This window comes from Pseudomonas sp. Y3 TE3536 (assembly GCF_053629175.1).
The window spans coordinates 5,431,936-5,449,738 of record NZ_JBRJHU010000001.1; the positions used below are offsets into that span (position 1 = coordinate 5,431,936).

Annotated in this window: 15 protein-coding genes; 7 read left to right on the forward strand and 8 right to left on the reverse strand. The window is 61.8% G+C overall.

Going from position 1 to position 17,803, the window contains the following annotated elements; translation table 11 throughout:
• Positions 1-234 precede the first annotated feature (234 nt).
• Both AB7M33_RS24315 and AB7M33_RS24320 read left to right on the forward strand, forming a co-directional pair.
• Positions 235-1,290 (forward strand): tetratricopeptide repeat protein, encoded by a 1,056-nt coding sequence (locus AB7M33_RS24315; protein WP_265969427.1) that lies wholly within the window; start codon positions 235-237, stop codon positions 1,288-1,290.
• A 111-nt stretch (positions 1,291-1,401) separates the two neighbouring features.
• Positions 1,402-3,006 (forward strand): response regulator, encoded by a 1,605-nt coding sequence (locus AB7M33_RS24320; RefSeq protein WP_265969428.1) that lies wholly within the window; start codon positions 1,402-1,404, stop codon positions 3,004-3,006.
• Positions 3,007-3,012: 6 nt separating this feature from the next.
• Here the strand turns inward: AB7M33_RS24320 and AB7M33_RS24325 are convergent, their stop codons facing one another.
• Complete coding sequence (locus AB7M33_RS24325; RefSeq protein WP_454243841.1) at positions 3,013-5,085, reverse strand: ATP-binding protein; 2,073 nt, start codon at positions 5,083-5,085, stop codon at positions 3,013-3,015.
• A gap of 151 nt (positions 5,086-5,236) precedes the next feature.
• Here AB7M33_RS24325 and AB7M33_RS24330 point away from each other — a divergent pair, with 151 nt between their 5' ends.
• Together AB7M33_RS24330 and AB7M33_RS24335 are read left to right on the forward strand one after the other, a co-directional pair.
• Positions 5,237-5,926, forward strand: coding sequence for a type 1 glutamine amidotransferase domain-containing protein (locus tag AB7M33_RS24330; protein WP_454243842.1), 690 nt, complete (start codon positions 5,237-5,239; stop codon positions 5,924-5,926).
• A gap of 132 nt (positions 5,927-6,058) precedes the next feature.
• The gene (locus AB7M33_RS24335) at positions 6,059-6,865 is read left to right on the forward strand and encodes a CSS-motif domain-containing protein (RefSeq protein ID WP_454243843.1); all 807 of its coding nucleotides are present in this window, start codon (positions 6,059-6,061) and stop codon (positions 6,863-6,865) included.
• Between the two features lie 18 nt (positions 6,866-6,883).
• On the opposite strand, the gene hppD is transcribed toward AB7M33_RS24335, so the two are convergent.
• Complete coding sequence (hppD, locus tag AB7M33_RS24340) at positions 6,884-7,960, reverse strand: 4-hydroxyphenylpyruvate dioxygenase (RefSeq protein WP_027593423.1); 1,077 nt, start codon at positions 7,958-7,960, stop codon at positions 6,884-6,886.
• A 301-nt stretch (positions 7,961-8,261) separates the two neighbouring features.
• Here hppD and AB7M33_RS24345 point away from each other — a divergent pair, with 301 nt between their 5' ends.
• Positions 8,262-9,848: an EAL domain-containing protein gene (locus AB7M33_RS24345; protein ID WP_454243844.1), complete on the forward strand. Its 1,587-nt coding sequence runs from the start codon at positions 8,262-8,264 to the stop codon at positions 9,846-9,848.
• Between the two features lie 33 nt (positions 9,849-9,881).
• Entirely contained in the window at positions 9,882-10,769 is an 888-nt protein-coding gene (gene rarD, locus AB7M33_RS24350; protein ID WP_027593425.1) for an EamA family transporter RarD, read from the forward strand.
• Here rarD and AB7M33_RS24355 read toward each other — a convergent pair.
• On the reverse strand, positions 10,732-12,303 hold the full coding sequence (locus AB7M33_RS24355; protein ID WP_027593426.1) for a TerC family protein: 1,572 nt from the start codon (positions 12,301-12,303) through the stop codon (positions 10,732-10,734). The genes rarD and AB7M33_RS24355 overlap by 38 nt on opposite strands.
• A 250-nt stretch (positions 12,304-12,553) precedes the next feature.
• On the opposite strand from AB7M33_RS24355, the gene AB7M33_RS24360 reads away from it, so the two are divergent.
• Entirely contained in the window at positions 12,554-13,135 is a 582-nt protein-coding gene (locus AB7M33_RS24360; protein WP_454243845.1) for a LysE family translocator, read from the forward strand.
• A 151-nt stretch (positions 13,136-13,286) separates the two neighbouring features.
• Here AB7M33_RS24360 and AB7M33_RS24365 read toward each other — a convergent pair whose 3' ends face one another.
• From AB7M33_RS24365 to AB7M33_RS24385, 5 genes are all read right to left on the reverse strand, one after another.
• Entirely contained in the window at positions 13,287-14,063 is a 777-nt protein-coding gene (locus AB7M33_RS24365) for a helix-turn-helix domain-containing protein (RefSeq protein WP_454243846.1), read from the reverse strand.
• 10 nt (positions 14,064-14,073) lie between these two features.
• Complete coding sequence (locus AB7M33_RS24370; RefSeq protein WP_027593429.1) at positions 14,074-14,616, reverse strand: helix-turn-helix domain-containing protein; 543 nt, start codon at positions 14,614-14,616, stop codon at positions 14,074-14,076.
• Between the two features lie 96 nt (positions 14,617-14,712).
• A complete protein-coding gene (locus tag AB7M33_RS24375; protein ID WP_252823949.1) occupies positions 14,713-16,164 on the reverse strand; it encodes a short-chain fatty acid transporter in 1,452 nt (483 codons plus the stop codon).
• 140 nt (positions 16,165-16,304) lie between these two features.
• Positions 16,305-16,961 (reverse strand): CoA transferase subunit B, encoded by a 657-nt coding sequence (locus AB7M33_RS24380; protein ID WP_027593431.1) that lies wholly within the window; start codon positions 16,959-16,961, stop codon positions 16,305-16,307.
• Positions 16,962-16,996: 35 nt separating this feature from the next.
• A complete protein-coding gene (locus AB7M33_RS24385; protein ID WP_265969438.1) occupies positions 16,997-17,695 on the reverse strand; it encodes a CoA transferase subunit A in 699 nt (232 codons plus the stop codon).
• Positions 17,696-17,803 lie beyond the last annotated feature (108 nt).

The window sequence follows — 17,803 nt, forward strand, 5'->3', positions numbered from 1 at the left end:
GTGCATGGCGCAATATTGCGTCAAACCCACAAGGCGGTCGCGCGCAAATGGCACAGGCCTCACTGGCCCGAAACAAACGTAGGAGCGAGCGTTGCTCGCGATGCGCCGCGCGGGCGGCGCTCGATCTCAAAGGCAACAAACGTCTCCCGCCTTACCCGCCCCCAAAATCCCCCCAGTTGCATTTGCCCCCTCGCTGCCCCAAGCTCTGCCCTTCCTGCCGCCACGGACCGTCCGATGCCCAGACGCAACCGCTACCTGATCGCCTTGCTGCTGCTGATTCTGGTGTCGGCCATGATCAGCTACCTGCCGCGAGACGACCAGCCGGCCCCGCCTACGCTGCCTGCGCACAGCTACGCCAAGGCCTTGCGCCAGGCCCATGAAGGCTTGCCGGGGGCAGCGCGGGTGCTGTACCAGCAGTTGCAACGTAACGACCTGGCCCCCATCCGCCGTGCGGCCCTGTATGCCGAGCTGCCCAACTACCCCTCACCACAGGCGCTGAAACTCGCGCGCCTGGACCTGGAGCATGCCGACCCGCTGGTACGCCGAGCCGCCATCGCCGGTATCCGCCGCCTGCTCCCCGCCGCGCAACGCAGCCTGGTGCTGGGCCCGTTGCTGGATGATGCGGATCAAAGTGTACGTTTCGCTGCCGTGGACGCCCTGCTGGGCCTCGACCCGGACGCCATAGGCCTGTACTTCGGCCCCTTGCAGGCCGCCCTTGAGCAGTATCAGCAGGCGCTGGAGCTGCAGCCCGAAGACGCCGACGCGCAGGTGCACTTGGCGCGCCTGTACCTGCACGAAAACGACTACACCCAGGCAGCTACGGCCTTGCAACGCGCCCTGCAGGTTGCACCAGGCAATCTGGACGCGCTGGCAACCCAAGTACGCCTGCTAGAGCGCCAGGGCCATCACGACGCCTCCCGCCAAGTGCTGGCCAAGGCTTTGCTGCTGAGCCCTGAGTCGGCCTTTCTGCAATATGAGCTCGGGCTCTGGCTCAATCGCCACGAACAGCGCGAGTACGCCCTGCTGGCCTTATCGCGTGCGGTGGAGTTGGACCCGGACAACGCCGACTACCGCTACTCGCTGGCAATGACCTTGCATGAGCTCGACCAGGTCGACGCTGCGCAAAAGCAGCTGGAAACCGTGCTCAATCGGCAACCGGCCAATCGCCGGGCCCGGCTGTTGCTGATCCAGTACTGGAAAGAGACCGGCCAACTGCAGAACGTCCAGGTGCTACTGGCCGAACTAGAGCGCCAGAACCCTGACGATCCGGTGCTGCAACAGGGCCTGTAGGCCCCTCCCCTAATTCGTTGAACCCTAAGCGGCAGCCCGTGGTCCAGTGAGTATCGAACCACCGGTGGCAGGCCAAGCCTTGGCCCTGCCCATTGTCACAGGAGCGTCGCTTTGGCCAGTTCGTTGGCGCTGGACGAACGTGCCTTGATCCTGGCACCCCCGCAACTTGCCGCGGATACCGCGCGTCTACTGGCGTCCGCTGGCATCGAGAGCCTGTGCACCCTCGACATCGCCAACCTGCACGCCTGCCTGATCGAAGGCGCAGCCTTGGTCATCATCGCCGAACAAAACTTCAGCAATGGCCCCAGCGTGCCGTTGCAGGGGTTTATCGACCAACAGCCGAGCTGGTCGGACCTGCCCATCTTGTTGATCATGGACTTAGCCGCCACTGCCACCCGGCCTTCTCAGCCGCCTGAGGGCAACCTGATGCAGTTGCTCTGCCCGCTTGATGACGGGCAAGTGCTGCAGCTGGCGCGTATCGCCCAGCGCAACCGCCGCCATCAATACCGGGCGCGGGATCAACTGTCTGCACTGCAGCAGCGGATGGACGCCCGCAGCCAGGAACAGCACAGCAACGAGATTGCCCGCACACAAGTTCGCAAGATGGAAGCTGTCGGCCAATTGGCCGGTGGCATTGCCCATGATTTCAACAACCTGCTGACCAGTATCGGCGGTAGTTTCGAGCTGATCGAGCGACGCTTGAGCAAAGGCCGAAGCGACAGCCTGGAAGGCATTTTGCGCATGGGCCAGGAGGCCGTGTCACGCGCAGGAAAATTGACCCATCGGCTGCTGGCCTTTTCCAGCCGGCAATCGTTGCACAGCCAGCGGGTCGACCTGCATGCATTGCTGGAGGCGAAGCGCCTGAACGCTGGCCTGACCCACTCGGTGACCCTGCAACTGCACGTGCCCAACGACCTGTGGGCCGTGGAGGCCGATGATGGGCAACTGCGCGAAGCCCTCGACAACCTGCTGTTCAATGCCTGCGAAGCCATGCCCACCGGCGGCCTGCTGCGTATCGAGGCCAGCAACCAGCAGATTGAGGCCAAGCAGTTCGCCGACGGCGCCCTGAACAGCGGTGATTACCTGCGTCTGCGCATCATCGACAACGGCCAGGGTATGTCGCAGAGCACGTTGGAACACGCTTTCGAGCCGTTTTTCAGCACCAAACCCGTCGGCCAGGGCATCGGCCTTGGCCTTTCTATGGTGTATGGCTTCAGCAAGCAGTCGCATGGGCATGTCACCCTGCAGAGCAAGATCGGCCATGGCACCCAGGTCGACCTGTACTTGCCGCGGCACGTCGGCGAGGCAATACCCAAACGCCCGGCCCTCGCACCTGCGCCTGACAGCACGGGCCACCATGTGCTGGTGGTCGAAGACGACCCCCATGTCCGCCAATTACTGTGTCAGGCACTGAGCGAAGACGGCTTCCCCTGCCAAACCGCCGCCAACGCCAATGAAGCCCTGCAGATCCTGCGGTCGTCGCAACGGATCGACCTGTTGGTCAGCGATGTTGGCCTACCGGGCATGAATGGGCGGCAACTGGCGGAGATCGCACGTACCTTGCGGCCACGCCTGCCGGTGCTGTTCATTACCGGATACGCGGAAACGGCCATGGCTCGCGAGGGCTTCCTCGGCGCTGGCATGCACCTCATATGCAAGCCATTCGAGCTCAAGCAATTGCAGGCGCAGGTGACGCAGATTCTTGGCAAGCCCTGAACCGGTTCAACCGTCTAGCATGTGCAAGGCCTGGTTCGCCAAGTGCTCCAGCGCAAACGGCTTGAGCATCAATGCGGTGCCCGGCTGATCGAGCAACTGGGCTTCGATCGGCTGGTCGGTGTAGCCGGTGATGAACAGAATCTTCTGCGACGGCACGATCATGCGGATTGCCTTGGCCACTTGCCGCCCACTGAACCCACCCGGCAAGCCGATATCCGTGATTACCAGGTCAAAAGGCCCGTCATGGCGGAAGCGATCCAGCGCTGAATTGGCATCTTGAACGTCACAGATGGCAAACCCGCGCTCGGTGAGAAATTCGCGCATCAGTGCACGCAAGTTGAGTTCGTCATCGATCAACAACACGCGCTGGCCTTGCGCGCGATTAACGCTTGGCAGGCATACCAGTGGCTCTTCCGGAACCAGCGCCAGGCTACGCGGAAACAGCATGGAGACTTTCGTCCCTTGGCCTTGGGTCGACTCTATCCACACATAGCCACCCGACTGCCCGACAAAGCCATAGACCATCGGCAGGCCAAGCCCCGATCCCCGTCCCAGGGGCTTGGTCGTGAAGAACGGTTCAAAAGCCTTGGCGACCTCTGCGGCCGACATCCCGTGGCCGTCATCCTCAACATGCAAGGCCACATAGTCGCCTGGCGGCAGCCCGTTCTCATCCGGGAAATGCGTCGCCAAGCGTTCGTTGACCGTTCTGATCGAGACGCTGCCGCGCTCAAGGCACGCTTCACGGGCATTCGCGCACAGGTTGATCAAGGCATTTTCAAACTGGGTGACATCGACGCTGACAGCCCAGGGGGTGACGTCCAACTGCCACTGCAGGCTCATTTCCGCGCCCAGCGCCTGCTGCAGCAAGGGCTCGATCAGAGACAGCTGTCGGTTGACATTCAGTGGCCTGGCCTCCAGCGGCTGGTTGCTGGAAAACGCCAACAGCCGGTGGGTAAGGTTCATGGCCCGTTGCACAGAGTCTCGCGCCAGTTCCACATAGGTCTCGATGCGCTCCAGGCGCCCTTGCAGCAAGCGGCGTTGCAACAGCTCGAGGCTGCCACCGATGCCTGACAGCAAGTTGTTCATTTCATGGGCCATGCCGCCTGCCAGTTGGCCAACCACCTCCAGGCGCTCACTGTTGCGCAACAAGGCCTCGGACTGGCGTGTGGCTTCTTCGCGGTCTGCGGTGATGTCGCGGCCGACGGCGGTCAGTAAGTTGCCATCGAATTTAGCGGACCAGCTAAACCAGCGGTAGTGGCCGTCCTGGTGGCGCAGGCGGATATCGATCTGTTCAGCCTCCTGACCCTGCACAAAGCTCGAGACCGCCACCTGCACTTCAGCGCGGTCCGCTGGGTGGATCAGCTCCAATATCGACATGTTCGGTACCAACGCCTCACTCCAGCCCAGGATGCGATGCCAGGCGGGGTTGGCGGAGTGCAGCGTCAGCTCACGGGTAACAATCATCATGGCATCGCGGGACAATTGCCAGATCTGCTCCCGGTCGGCCATGTAGCGTTGGAGCTGTTTTTCAAAAGCCGTCGCCTGCTCGCGCCAATGATGGTGCGCCTCGGCACTGGCCTTGGTTTCGATGACCGTGTGCAGAAAACCTGCAACGCCACCCTGCTCGTCCCGAATCGGCGAGTAGCCGAAGGCACACCACAAGGGGTCGGTGACGTTGCCACGCTCGATCCGCAGCGGCGGGTCTTCGACGAAACTCGAACGGCCTTCAAGCGCCTTGTACACCCAAGGCCCCATGCCCTGCCAGGCATCGTTCCAGAGCACGTCGAACGCCTGCCCCAATGCATCCTGGCCACCGCCCCGGAGCATCCGATAGGCGTCGTTATGGACCACGCTCAGGTCCGCCCCCCACACCACCGCACACGGGAATGGCGACACTTGCATCATGTCGACGGCAATGCGCAGCGAGGCCGGCCAGCGTGGCAGCGGCCCTAGCGACGTACGGCCCCAATCGAATTGGGCAATGCGTTCGCCCATGGGATCAGCTGATGCTGGGTTGGACGCCAGCAGGGTGACCTGCGGCTCAACTTCGCGCGGGGTACCGTTTGCGACCAATCTCATGACTCCAATGGCTGATGGGTGGCGACGTTGTTCACGTTAGCACAGCATGCGCTGCATTTATGGCGTACCGGCAGGTGGCAGCTATGCTGATTAGGTTTTCCACTGAGCCATGGAATAGCGGTCCCTTTAGGTTGCCGATGGGAGTGTGGTCATGAGCAAGAAGAAGATGCTGGTAGTGCTGACCAATACGGCCAAGTACCCGACCCTCAAACGGGCAACCGGGCTGTGGTTGGGCGAGGCTGTGCATTTTGTCGAAAAGGTCCAGAACGCAGGCTACAGCGTCGATTATGTCAGCCCCAGCGGCGGCTACGTGCCGATCGACCCGCACAGCCTGCAAATGGCACCCGATCTGGACTGGGCGTGGTACGACGACAAGGACTTCATGACACGTCTGGGTGCCACACTCAGCCCGGGGCTGGTCAAGGCTGACGACTACAGCGTCATCTATTACACCGGTGGGCACGGGGTGATGTACGACTTTGCCAATAACCAGCCGTTGCAAGAGATCGCGCGCAAAATCTATGAGAATAAAGGCATTGTGGCGGCCGTTTGCCACGGCGTTGTCGGCCTTTTGAATATCAAGCTCAGTGACAACAGCCTGCTGCTGAAAGACCGTCAGGTCACCGGTTTTTCCAACATTGAGGAACAACTGGTGGAACTGGACAAGGTTGTGCCTTTTCTCACCGAAAACGAACTGGTTGCTCGGGGCGGTATTTACAGCAAGCACGATGACCCGTGGAAACCTTACGTGGTGAGCGACGATCGGCTGATTACTGGGCAAAACCCAGATTCCACTGCAACGTTGGCTGAAAAGGTACTCGCAAGACTCGAGGCAAAGTGACGGCTTACGCGTGATTACATCGTTTCTCGAAGCGCGGGCCGCACGCGGACTACATCCGACACGCAATTGATTACATAGGCTCCCAGACTACCTGCCCACCACGGGCAGCATCAGACTGGAGAACAATAGGCTATGTCGAAAATCATGCATGCCGGGCGCAGTTTGCTGGAATTGCTGCTCATCATGGCCATCGGGCTGGTGCCGGTGGTGTCCGGGTTGCTGGTCATGGTGTTTCAGCTGGAGAAAAAGCTGGAGGAAAACGCACAGATCTCCGTCCAGGAAGCGGTATTCACCATCGATAAAGTGCTGGACCGCATGCAAAGCACCGTTATCCTCGCCCAGCCTGTTGCAGGCAAGGCGTGCGCCGAAGTCCAGAGCACCCTGCAGGATCAGGTAACCCGTGACCCCTTGCTACGCGCGTTGACCTTGGTGCGCGACCAGGAAGCGTATTGCAGCACCCACTCGGACTCCCTCGACCATCTTTCGGCCTTCGCCCAGTCCGGGCAACAGGTTGAACTCGCGCTCGACTCGCCAGCATTACCCACTACGCTGGTGACCCACTTTCAGGAACCGGGCAACAACCCGAGCGTGATCGTGACAGGCTATGCCACTGAACTGCGCAACGAGCTGCGGGCCTTTCAGGATGGCCTGACACTGCTTCTGGAGTTCGGCGACCAATACATCTGGAGCCATGGAGACAGCCGCGACCCGCATCGGCCTTCGCAGCCCGAGTATGCCCAAAGGGCAATCTCCGAGAAGTATGGGTATGCGGTGAGGGGCGGTTATGCCAGAGGCTATACGGCGCAAGAAATCCGCCAATCGATGTTGCAGGTCCTGCCTTCCCTGGTACTGGTAGGCATCGTGACCGGCTCGATCGTCTACTGGGGCTTGTTCAGGGCGCGTCGCAACAAGCGTGGTACCGCCGCCGAAGCGGCATGACGGCGGTACCAGCACCTATCAATCGGTGCTCAATACACCGCGGCGAACCTGGTCCCGTTCGATGGATTCGAACAGGGCCTTGAAGTTACCTTCGCCAAAGCCATCATCACCCTTGCGCTGGATGAACTCGAAGAATACCGGCCCAAGCAAGGTCTCCGAGAAGATTTGCAGCAGCAAACGCTTGTCGCCCTGTTCTGCAGCGCCGTCGAGCAGGATGCCGCGCGCTTGCAGTTGGTCGACAGGTTCACCGTGACCTGGCAGGCGCTCTTCGAGCATCTCGTAGTAGGTCTGCGGCGGCGGGGTCATGAAACGCATGCCGATGCCCTTCAGGGCATCCCAGGTCTTGAGCAGGTCGTCGGTCAGGAAGGCCACGTGCTGAATGCCTTCGCCGTTGAACTGCATCAGGAACTCTTCGATCTGCCCGGCGCCTTTGGACGATTCTTCGTTGAGCGGGATGCGGATCATGCCATCGGGTGCGGTCATGGCACGCGAGGTCAGGCCGGTGTACTCGCCCTTGATATCGAAGTAGCGGATCTCGCGGAAGTTGAACAGCTTCTCGTAGAACCCTGCCCAGTAGGCCATGCGCCCACGGTAAACGTTATGGGTCAGGTGATCGATGATCTTCAGGCCTGCGCCCACCGGGTTGCGGTCTACGCCTTCGATGAAGTTGAAGTCGATGTCGTAGATCGAGCTGCCTTCTTCAAAGCGGTCGATCAGGTACAGCGGCGCGCCACCGATGCCCTTGATTGCGGGCAGGCGCAGCTCCATCGGGCCGGTTTCGATTTCGACAGGCTGAGCGCCAAGTTCGAGCGCGCGGGCATAGGCTTCGTGAGCATTGCGAACGCGGAACGCCATGCCACAGACCGACGGGCCGTGTTCGGCGGCAAAATACGAGGCGATGCTCTTGGGTTCGTTGTTCAGAATAAGGTTGATGCCGCCCTGACGGTACAGGTGCACGTCTTTGGAGCGGTGGGTGGCGACCTTGGTGAAACCGAGTATCTGGAAAACCGGCTCGAGCACGCCAGGGGTCGGCGATGCCAGCTCGATGAACTCGAAGCCCATCAGGCCCATTGGATTTTCGAAAATATCAGCCATGTTCTTATCCTCATCTACAGCGAAAAATTAGTGATTTCCGGGGATGTAGAACAGAACAGGCGGTGAGCACGGGATGCCACGCACGCTGCGAGCGAGGAAGCCACCAATGATCAGTTTGAACCCATGGTTTGTCATATGGACCCATTCTCGGCGGGCTTGATTCTCCCGAATGTGGAGAACCTTATTGTTGTATTCGTAACTGGATTCTACAGTGCGTAAATCGGTTTGTCGCGCTTTAGTTCGCCCGCGCCCCCGACAAACGGCTATCCTCTGCACGTTCTCTTCAACAGATTAGGCCAGTATGCCCCTCACCCGTAAACGCCGCGCCGGCTGGAGTTGGCGCACCCTGCTGCCTTGGGCGATCGGCGTGCTCCCGGTGGCCTGCGGCCTGGGGGTGATGAACTGGCAGATCGACCGTGAACTGCATGCCAACAGCCATGCTACTGCCGCTCAGGTGATTGACCATGTCGAGCGTATTCTCGACACGGCGTCCAGTACGGCACAAGCGCTGCTGCCGTTGGCAGGCGGCCCGTGCGCGCAGGTGCAACTGGCACTGCGCGGCCAGGTCACGCGTAATGCCTTTGTGCGCTCCACCAACCTGTTCCAGCACAACACGCTGTATTGCTCCTCGCTGTTCGGTGAGTTCGATGAGGCCGTCGACGCTGGCGACTACGCCAACGGCACGCTGTGGTTGATGAATGGCAACTCGGTAACGCCGGGCCACGCGCTGCTGGTGTATCGGGCCAGCGACGGTGACCGCGGCGCGATCACTACCGTCGATGGCGACCACTTGCTCACGGCACTGCGCCTGATCGGCCCGGACGAGACGCTGCAGATCCGCGTCGGTAACGATTGGATGGGCAAGGACGGTGCTGTCCACGAAGGCTCACCGCCCACGGCAGCGACTGCCGCGGTGACGTTGAGCTCTACCCGCTACCCGTTCAGCGTGTACGGCGGCTATGACGCCGACAAGCAAGGCCAACTGCTGCTCAGCCACTACCCCGCCTTGCTCAGCCTGCTGCTGATACTCGGTGCGGTGGCCGGGGCGGTGTGCCACTGGCAGGTCCGCCGCGCCACTTCGCCGCGTGCCGAACTGCAGCGCGCCCTGGAGGCCGACGAGTTTCTGCCGTACTTCCAGCCGGTGGTACGCAAGGGTGATTACCAGTGGGCCGGTGCCGAAGTGCTGATGCGCTGGAACCACCCCCGCGAAGGCCTGGTGCGCCCCGACCTGTTCATCCCCTACGCCGAGCACAGCGGCCAGATCGTCGCCATGACCCGCGCATTGATGCTGCACACTGCGCAGAACCTGGCACCGTATGCCGCGCTGCTGGAGGATGGCTTCCACATTGGCATCAACATCACCGCTGACCATTGCCGCGACCTGAGCCTGCTCGACGATTGCCGGACCTTTCTTCAGCACTTCCCGCCAGGCCGTGTGGCGCTGACCCTGGAACTGACCGAGCGCAAGCTGATCGAAGCCACGCCGGTGACCCTGGACCTGTTCGAGAAGCTGCATGAAATGGGCGTGATGATTGCGCTGGATGATTTCGGCACTGGCCAGTCGAGCCTCAACTACCTGCGCCAGTTCAAGGTCGATTACCTGAAGATCGACCAAAGCTTCGTAGCCATGGTCGGGGGTGACGCATTGTCGTTGCACATCCTCGACACCATTATCGAGCTGTCGGGCAAGCTGGGCCTGGGCATCGTCGCCGAAGGCGTCGAAACCGAGACCCAGCGCGACTACCTGGCCCGGCATAACGTCGACTTCCAGCAAGGCTACCTGTTCGCCAAGCCCATGCCGGCTGAGGCGTTCCTCGAAGCGCTGGCCGCTCGCCAAGGCGTCTCGCGGTTGCCGCAGGACGCGCCCCCTGAGATCATGCGCGGCTGATCCAGCCGCCCAACTCTCCCATTCGAGGCATTCGTGTCAAAAGGCATCCTTTCATCAGTCATGGCGTCGTGCTTGTTCGCCGTGATGTACTTCTATACCTCCCTGCTCACGCCGCTCGATGGTGAGGAAATCTTTGGCTGGCGTACGCTGCTGACGCTGCCTTGCCTGACGCTGTTCATGCTGGTTTCCAAGGACTGGCAGCGTGTTGGTGAGCTGCTGGGGCGGGTAAGGCGTACCCCGGTGCTGCTGCTGGGGATGGTCGGTACGTCCTGGCTGATGGGGGTGCAACTGTGGCTGTTCCTCTGGGCGCCGTTGCACGGGCGTAGCCTGGAGGTGTCGATGGGCTACTTCCTGCTGCCACTGACCATGGTCTTGACCGGGCGCCTGGTCTACGGCGAGCGCCTGTCGCACTTGCAGAAAATCGCCGTGTGCTGCGCTGCGCTGGGTGTCGGGCACGAGCTGTACCAACATGGCAGCTTCGCCTGGGAAACCCTGGTGGTGATGATCGGTTACCCGATCTACTTCGTGCTGCGCCGACGCTGCCGCACCGACCACCTGGGCGGTTTGTGGTGCGACATGTGCCTGCTGTTGCCGTGGGCCCTGTACTTCGTGATCCAGGGGCCGTTGTCACCTGCAGACCTGCAGGCGCACCCCGGCCTTTACGCCTTGATCCCGGTGCTGGGGGCGATCAGCGCTTCGGCCCTGATCGCCTACGTGTTGGCCAGCCGCCTGTTGCCGTTCAGCCTGTTTGGCCTGCTCAGCTACGTCGAGCCGGTATTGCTGGTAGGCGTGGCCCTGCTGCTGGGTGAGAGCATCGGCCCGGATCAGTGGCTGACCTACCTGCCGATCTGGGCCGCAGTGCTGGTGCTGGTGCTCGAAGGCTTCAAGCACCTGCTGCGTCAGCGTCGCCGCTCGGTATAAGCCGCACCTGGCGCACACGCCGCTCCTCAACCGCCTCCACGGTCAGCGTCCAGCCATTCCAGGCCAGGCGATCCCCCACCATCGGCAGGCGGTCCAGCAAGCTCATCACCAGGCCCGCGAGGGTCTGGTAGTCCTCGGTGGCACGCGCGCTGAAACCGGTACGCGCCTGCACCTGGCTGAGGTTGAGGGCGCCGCTGACGACAAAGCCATCCCCTTCTTCGACGATACCCGGCCCTTCTACCTCACTCGCATCCGGCAGTTCACCGGCGATCGACTCGAGGATATCGGTCATGGTCAACAGGCCGGTGAAGTCACCGAATTCGTTGACCACGAAGGCAATATGGGTCGATTGACCGCGCATCTGCTCAAGGGCGTTGAGGATGCTGAAGCTTTCCAGCAGGTTCAACGGCGCCCGGGCCATGCGCTCCAGGTCTGGCTGGCTGCCTGACAGCAGTTCCTTGAGCAGCTCCTTCTTGTGCACGAAGCCCAGTGGTTCATCAATGCGGCCGTCGCGGATCAGCGGCAGGCGCGAGTACGGCGAATTGGCCAAGGCTTCGGTAATGGCTGCGGCCGGCAGCGCCAGGTCAATCACATCGACCTCGGTGCGCGCGGTCATCACCGTGCGGATCGGCCGCTCGGCAAGGTTCAGCACACCGCTGATCATCACCCGCTCACGGCGGTCGAACAGCACCTCTTCGCCACCGCCCTCGACCAGGTCGGCGATTTCTTCCCCGACCTCGTCAGCCTCGACCCGACGGCCGCCCAGCAGGCGCAGTACCGCATGGGCCGTGCGCTCACGCAGTGGCTTGTGCTGCTGCAGGCTGCGCTTGCGGCGCGCACGGGCCAGCTGGTTGAACACTTCGATAAGGATAGAGAAGCCGATGGCCGCATACAGGTAGCCTTTCGGGATATGGAAGCCCAGGCCTTCGGCGGTCAGGCTGAAACCGATCATCATCAGGAAGCCCAGGCACAGCATGATCACCGTCGGGTGGGCGTTGACGAAGCGGGTCAGCGGCTTGCTGGCGACAATCATGATGCCGATCGAGAAGATCACCGCAATCATCATGATCGACAGCTGCTCGACCATGCCCACGGCCGTGATCACAGCGTCCAGCGAGAACACCGCATCGAGCACCACGATCTGCGCGACGATCGGCCAGAACGCCGCGTGGCGTACCGCACCGCTGGCCTGGGTGACATGCCCTTCAAGCCGTTCGTGCAGCTCCATGGTGGCCTTGAACAGCAGGAACACACCGCCGAACAACATGATCAGGTCGCGGCCCGAGAAGCTCTTGCCGAATACCTCGAACAGCGGCGCGGTCAGCGTCACCATCCACGAGATACTCGCCAACAGGCCCAGGCGCATGATCAGCGCCAGGCTCAAACCGATGATCCGCGCACGGTCACGCTGATGCGGCGGCAGTTTGTCGGCCAGGATGGCGATGAACACGAGGTTGTCGATACCCAGCACCAGCTCGAGGACGATAAGCGTCAACAGGCCTAGCCAGGCCGTGGGGTCGGCTAGCCATTCCATTAGCGGGTACTCACGAGGGAAGCGTCACAAGGACAGGTGAAAGGCGGCCGAGAAGGCCAAGGACAGGGGGGTTCCGCGAAGGTGCTCATAGGTACCTGAATAGAAATTGGGTAAGAGATCCTACAATCACAGCCAGTTTTTCTGACAGTGAGAAACTATTACAAAACCTGTAACAGGGGATTTTCATTCAATACACCTGACGCCCTGCCCCTGAAGAATAGCGCCAACTTCCACCACTTGGATTACCCCCATGAGCCTGTCTTTGTCCATGGCCGCCTTTGCGCTGGCCGCCTCGATTTCTCCTGGCCCAGTCAACATTGTCGCGCTGGGCAGCGGTGCCCGGCATGGCTTGCGCGCAAGCCTGGCCCACGTGGCCGGAGCCACGCTGGGGTTCTGCCTGTTGCTGGTACTGGTTGGGCTGGGCCTGCATGAACTGCTGTTGCGCTGGCCGCTTTTGGGTTTGCTGCTGCACTGGGGAGGTGTCGCGTTTTTGCTGTACATGGCGTGGAAGCTGGCCCGCGACGATGGCCGCTTGGGCAGCGATCATGCACAGCGCGCCCCGTCTGCCTGGCAGGGCGCGGCCATGCAGTGGCTCAACCCCAAGGCATGGTTGGCGGCGGTGGCAGGTGTCGGCGCCTACACAGGGGGCGACCAGCAACTGTTGTGGGTGTTCACCTGGATCTATGGGCCGATCTGTTTCGCCTCGGTGGCCAGTTGGGCATGGGCTGGCAGTGTGATTCGCCAATGCCTGGGCAACCCGGGGCGCATGCGTTTGTTGAACCGGGGGCTGGCCTTATTGCTGGTGGGCAGCGCGGTTTACCTGGTCACTTGATGCGGGTTCAAGCCTGTCAGTCAGGGCCAAAGGGGCCGCTGCGCGACCCATCGCCGGCAAGCCAGCTCCTACAGAGGTAGCGCATTTCTTGAGATTCACTCACACCTGTGGGAGCTGGCTTGCCGGCGATGGGTCGCGCAGCGGCCCTAAGTTATCGCTTGCGATAATGCCCCGGCGTCGCAGCCAAATGCCGCTTGAAGGCACGCTGCAGGTGCGCCTGGTCGGCGAAGCCCGCTGCCAGGGCTGCGTCGGCAATCGAGCTGCCCTGGCGCAGTTGCGCGCGCGCGCACTGCACACGCTGGTCAAGCAGGTAGTCGTGGGGCGTCAGCCCAAAACGCTGGCGAAACGCGCGGATCAGGTAGGCGCGGGACAAGCCGCAGGCTTGGCAGATGTCTTCAAGGTCTAGCGGGTCGGTACGGTGTGCGCGGATGAAGGCCGCAGCGGCTTCCAGCCGAGGATGATCCGGCTTGGGTGCCCCAGGCTCGCCACCCAGCACGCTCGACAGCTTCTGGAAGAGCGCCGCAAGCCGCGCTTCGCGATCACCCAGGTTGTCGTCGAACAGGTCGGCAAACACCTGCAGCAAGGCGCTGTAGAGAGCCGGCGAGGTACTGACAACCTGCGCCGGCAACTGGAAGCCGAGCCTCTGCAACCACGCTACGTCAACGAACAGCATCAGGTAGGACCACGCCTCGCCCTCGATGGGGTTGCACGTGTGCACCACCCCTGGGTTCATCAACACCGTGGTGCCGGCGCTGACTTCGATCCGGCTGTCACCGCTCAGGTAGGTGCTGCGCCCACCGGTGATGGCCCCGATGGAAAAGCTCTCATGGGAATGGGCGGCATAACACACCTGGCGCCCGTCCCCGACCCGCCGAGCCTCAACAAAGGGCAATGCCGGATCGCGCCAGAACCGCGACACCTCGATCATCGCCCTGCCCTCATTCGCCGTTGTCGTGTACCACCACCAGCAACTGCGCCGGGCGCGGCCCGACCGAACGCAAGCGGTGAGGTGTCTGGGCGTTGAAATGCAAAGCGTCGCCCTGCTCCAGCAGCACCCGTTCATTCACGAAATCGACCTCAACCTGCCCCGCATGGACGAACAGAAACTCCTCGCCCTGGTGTTCCTTGAACGTCGGGTCACTGAACTCGGTGGGCGGCTGAATCAGAAACGGCAGCAGGCTGCGCTGCCCTACCTGGCTGGTCAGCGCCGCATAGCCCGGCCCTTCGCCGTCGCCCACCAGCGCCTGGCGTTCAGCGTGGCGCACCAGGCTGTAACGGCTCTGCGCGGTGTGTTCTTCAGCGAACAGCTCTTCGACATTGACGTTCAGCGCCCGCGCCAGTTTCAGCGCGGCAGCGATCGACGGCGTGTTCAAGCCGCGCTCGACCTTGGACAGGTAGCTTTTGGTCATGCCGGTCTTGTCGGCCAGCACTTCCAGGGTGATACCCAGTTTCTTTCTCAGCAGTTTCAATCGGATCGACATGTGAAGCAGTTTCCCAGGCGAAGGCAGATGCAAGGCTCGCGCACACCGATGATACGTGGAGTGCGCGCGAAATGCTGGCCTTGACCGGGCAAATTCTCACGGCATCACGGGCGGCACGTACTGCAAGGTTGTGCCCAGTGCCCACAGCAGCACCAGCACCAGGGGCGCATGCACCAGCAACTGCACGAACGAGAAGCCGATCAGGTCGCGCGCCTTGAGGCCCAGTACCCCCAACAACGGCAGCATGTAAAACGGGTTGATCAGGTTCGGCAGCGCCTCGGCGGCGTTGTAGATCTGCACTGCCCAGCCCAGGTGGTATTGCAGGTCATTGGCCACCAGCATCACGTAGGGCGCCTCGATGATCCACTTGCCACCGCCCGAAGGGATGAAGAAGCCGAGCACAGCCGAGTACACCCCCATCAGCACCGCGTAGGTGTCGTGGGAGGCGATCTGCACGAAGAAGGTGGAGATGTGATGGGCCAGCGTCTGTTCGTCCACCCCTTTGACCTGTGTAAGGACCGCCGCAATCGAGCCATACAGCGGGAACTGGATCAGCACCCCGGTGGTGGTCGGCACCGCGCGGGCCACAGCATCGAGGAAGCTGCGCGGGCGCCAGTGCAACAAGGCACCCAGCATGATGAACAGGAAGTTGTAGGTGTTCAGCCCGGAGATGGCCGTGATGGCGGGCTTGGTGGCGAACTCCTGATACAGCCAGCCACCGGCCAGGGCCACCAGCAGCAAGGTCAGGATGGGGCTGTACTCCAGCCACTCACCGGGCCGGCTGCGCTGGGCCGGTGGCGGCGCGGTGAAGCTTGGGTCGACACCGCATTGTTGCGCGGTACGGGCACTGTTAGGGCCTGGCGCGGTGGCATAGGCCACCACCAGCGACACGATCACCAACGCCGCCAGCAGGACGCCGGACTGCCAGAGGAAGATGGTCTCGGTGAACGGAATCACCCCGGTGATCGACAGAATCGACGGTGGCAAACTGGCCGGGTTGGCCTGCAATTGCGCCGCCGAAGACGACAGGCCCAATGCCCATACCGCGCCAAGGCCCAGGTATGCCGCAGCACCGGCTGCACGGTAGTCCATGTTCAGGTCGCTGCGCCGAGCCAGGGCGCGCACCAGCAAGCCACCGAACACCAGCGACAGGCCCCAGTTGAGCAACGAGGCCAGCATCGAGATCAGCGCCACCCAGCACACGGCCGAGCGGCCGTTCTTGGGAATGCGTGCCAAACGGTCGATCAGCCGCGCGGCAGGCGGTGAACTGGCCACCACGTAGCCACCGATGACCACGAATGCCATCTGCATGGTGAACGGGATCAGGCTCCAGAAGCCATCACCAAAGGCCTTGGCGGTGTCGGTCGGTTTGGCGCCCATGGCCAGGGCCCCCACGCACACCAGTACGACGGCCAGGGCAGCGAATACCCAGGAATCAGGGAACCAGCGTTCGGCCCAGTTGGAGCAGCGCAGGGCAAAGCGGGCGGAGCGGCTGTCTTGGATTTCAGCGGCCACGATCAACTTCCTTTTATTGGTTTTATCGGACATTTCTACAGCAACGCAAAAAACCTGTAGGTGCAGCCTTGTGCTGCGACGAGACCAGTGGCAGCAGCGAAGAATCACTGTGTTGTCACTGGCCTCTTCGCAGCACAAGGCTGCTCCTACAGGTTGAATGACCCGCTTGCGGGTTAGAAGGTCATTTCTTTCACATCATCCGGCACGATCAGCTTGCCGGCGGTCTTCTCGATGATTTCTTCAACGCTCACCCCCGGCGCTGTCTCGCGCAGGATGAAGGCGCCATTGTCGATTTCCAGGTAGGCCAGGTCGGTCAGCACCTTGCGGATGCAACCGGCACCGGTCAGCGGCAGGCTGCAGCGCGGCAGCAGCTTGGACTCGCCGTCCTTGGACGCGTGGGTCATGGTCACGATGATGTTGTCGGCACCGGCCACCAGGTCCATGGCGCCGCCCATGCCCTTGACCAACTTGCCGGGGATCATCCACGACGCGATGTTGCCTTGCACATCCACTTCGAAGGCGCCGAGCACGGTGAGGTCGACGTGGCCACCGCGGATCATGGCGAACGATTGCGCCGAATCGAAGATCGACGCGCCACGGCGGGCGGTGACGGTCTGCTTGCCGGCGTTGATCATGTCGGCATCGATCGTGCTCTCGGTAGGGAATTCGCCCATGCCGAGCAGGCCGTTTTCCGACTGCAACATCACATCCATGTCAGCGGGTACGTAGTTGGCCACCAAGGTCGGGATGCCGATGCCGAGGTTGACGTAGTAGCCGTCCTTCAGTTCACGGGCGACGCGTTGCGCCATCTGTTCGCGGGTCAGTGCCATGGTCAGGATCTCTTTGTTGTTCTGAAGGATGGCGCTCAGGCCTTGACGGTGCGCTTTTCGATACGCTTTTCGAAGGTGCCGACAATCACGCGGTCAACGAAAATACCCGGGGTGTGGATCTCGCTGGGCAGCAGCACGCCTGGTTCGACGATCTCTTCCACTTCGACCACGGTGATCTTGCCGGCCGTGGCCGCCAGCGGGTTGAAGTTTTGCGCGGTGTTGCGGTACACCACGTTGCCGTAGTGGTCGGCCTTCCAGCCCTTGACGATGGCGAAGTCGCCGGTGATGGACTCTTCGAGAATGTAGTGGCGGCCCTTGAATTCACGCACCTCTTTGCCCTCGGCGACCGGGGTGCCGTAGCCAGTGGCGGTGTAGAACGCCGGGATGCCAGCGCCACCGGCGCGCATTTTTTCGGCCAGGGTGCCTTGTGGGGTCAGTTCGACTTCCAGCTCACCACTGAGCAGTTGGCGTTCGAATTCGGCGTTTTCGCCGACATAGGAGGCGATCATCTTGCGGATCTGCCGGTCTTGCAGCAATACGCCGAGGCCGAAACCGTCGACACCGCAGTTGTTCGACACCACGGTCAGGCCCTTGACGCCACGGCGCTTGATCTCGTTGATAAGGTTTTCCGGGATGCCACACAGGCCAAAACCACCGGCCAATACCGTCATGTTGTCGGTCAGGCCGTCGAGGGCCTCTTCATACGTTGCTACGCGCTTGTCCAGTCCGGCCATGTTGATCCGCCTTTTGTAGTTGTTGAACCGACGAGGCTGTCGGTGAGCGTGTGCCCCATCTTCACCTTAGTCGACTGATTTGTTAATTTTGTTTTCATCATCGATTGA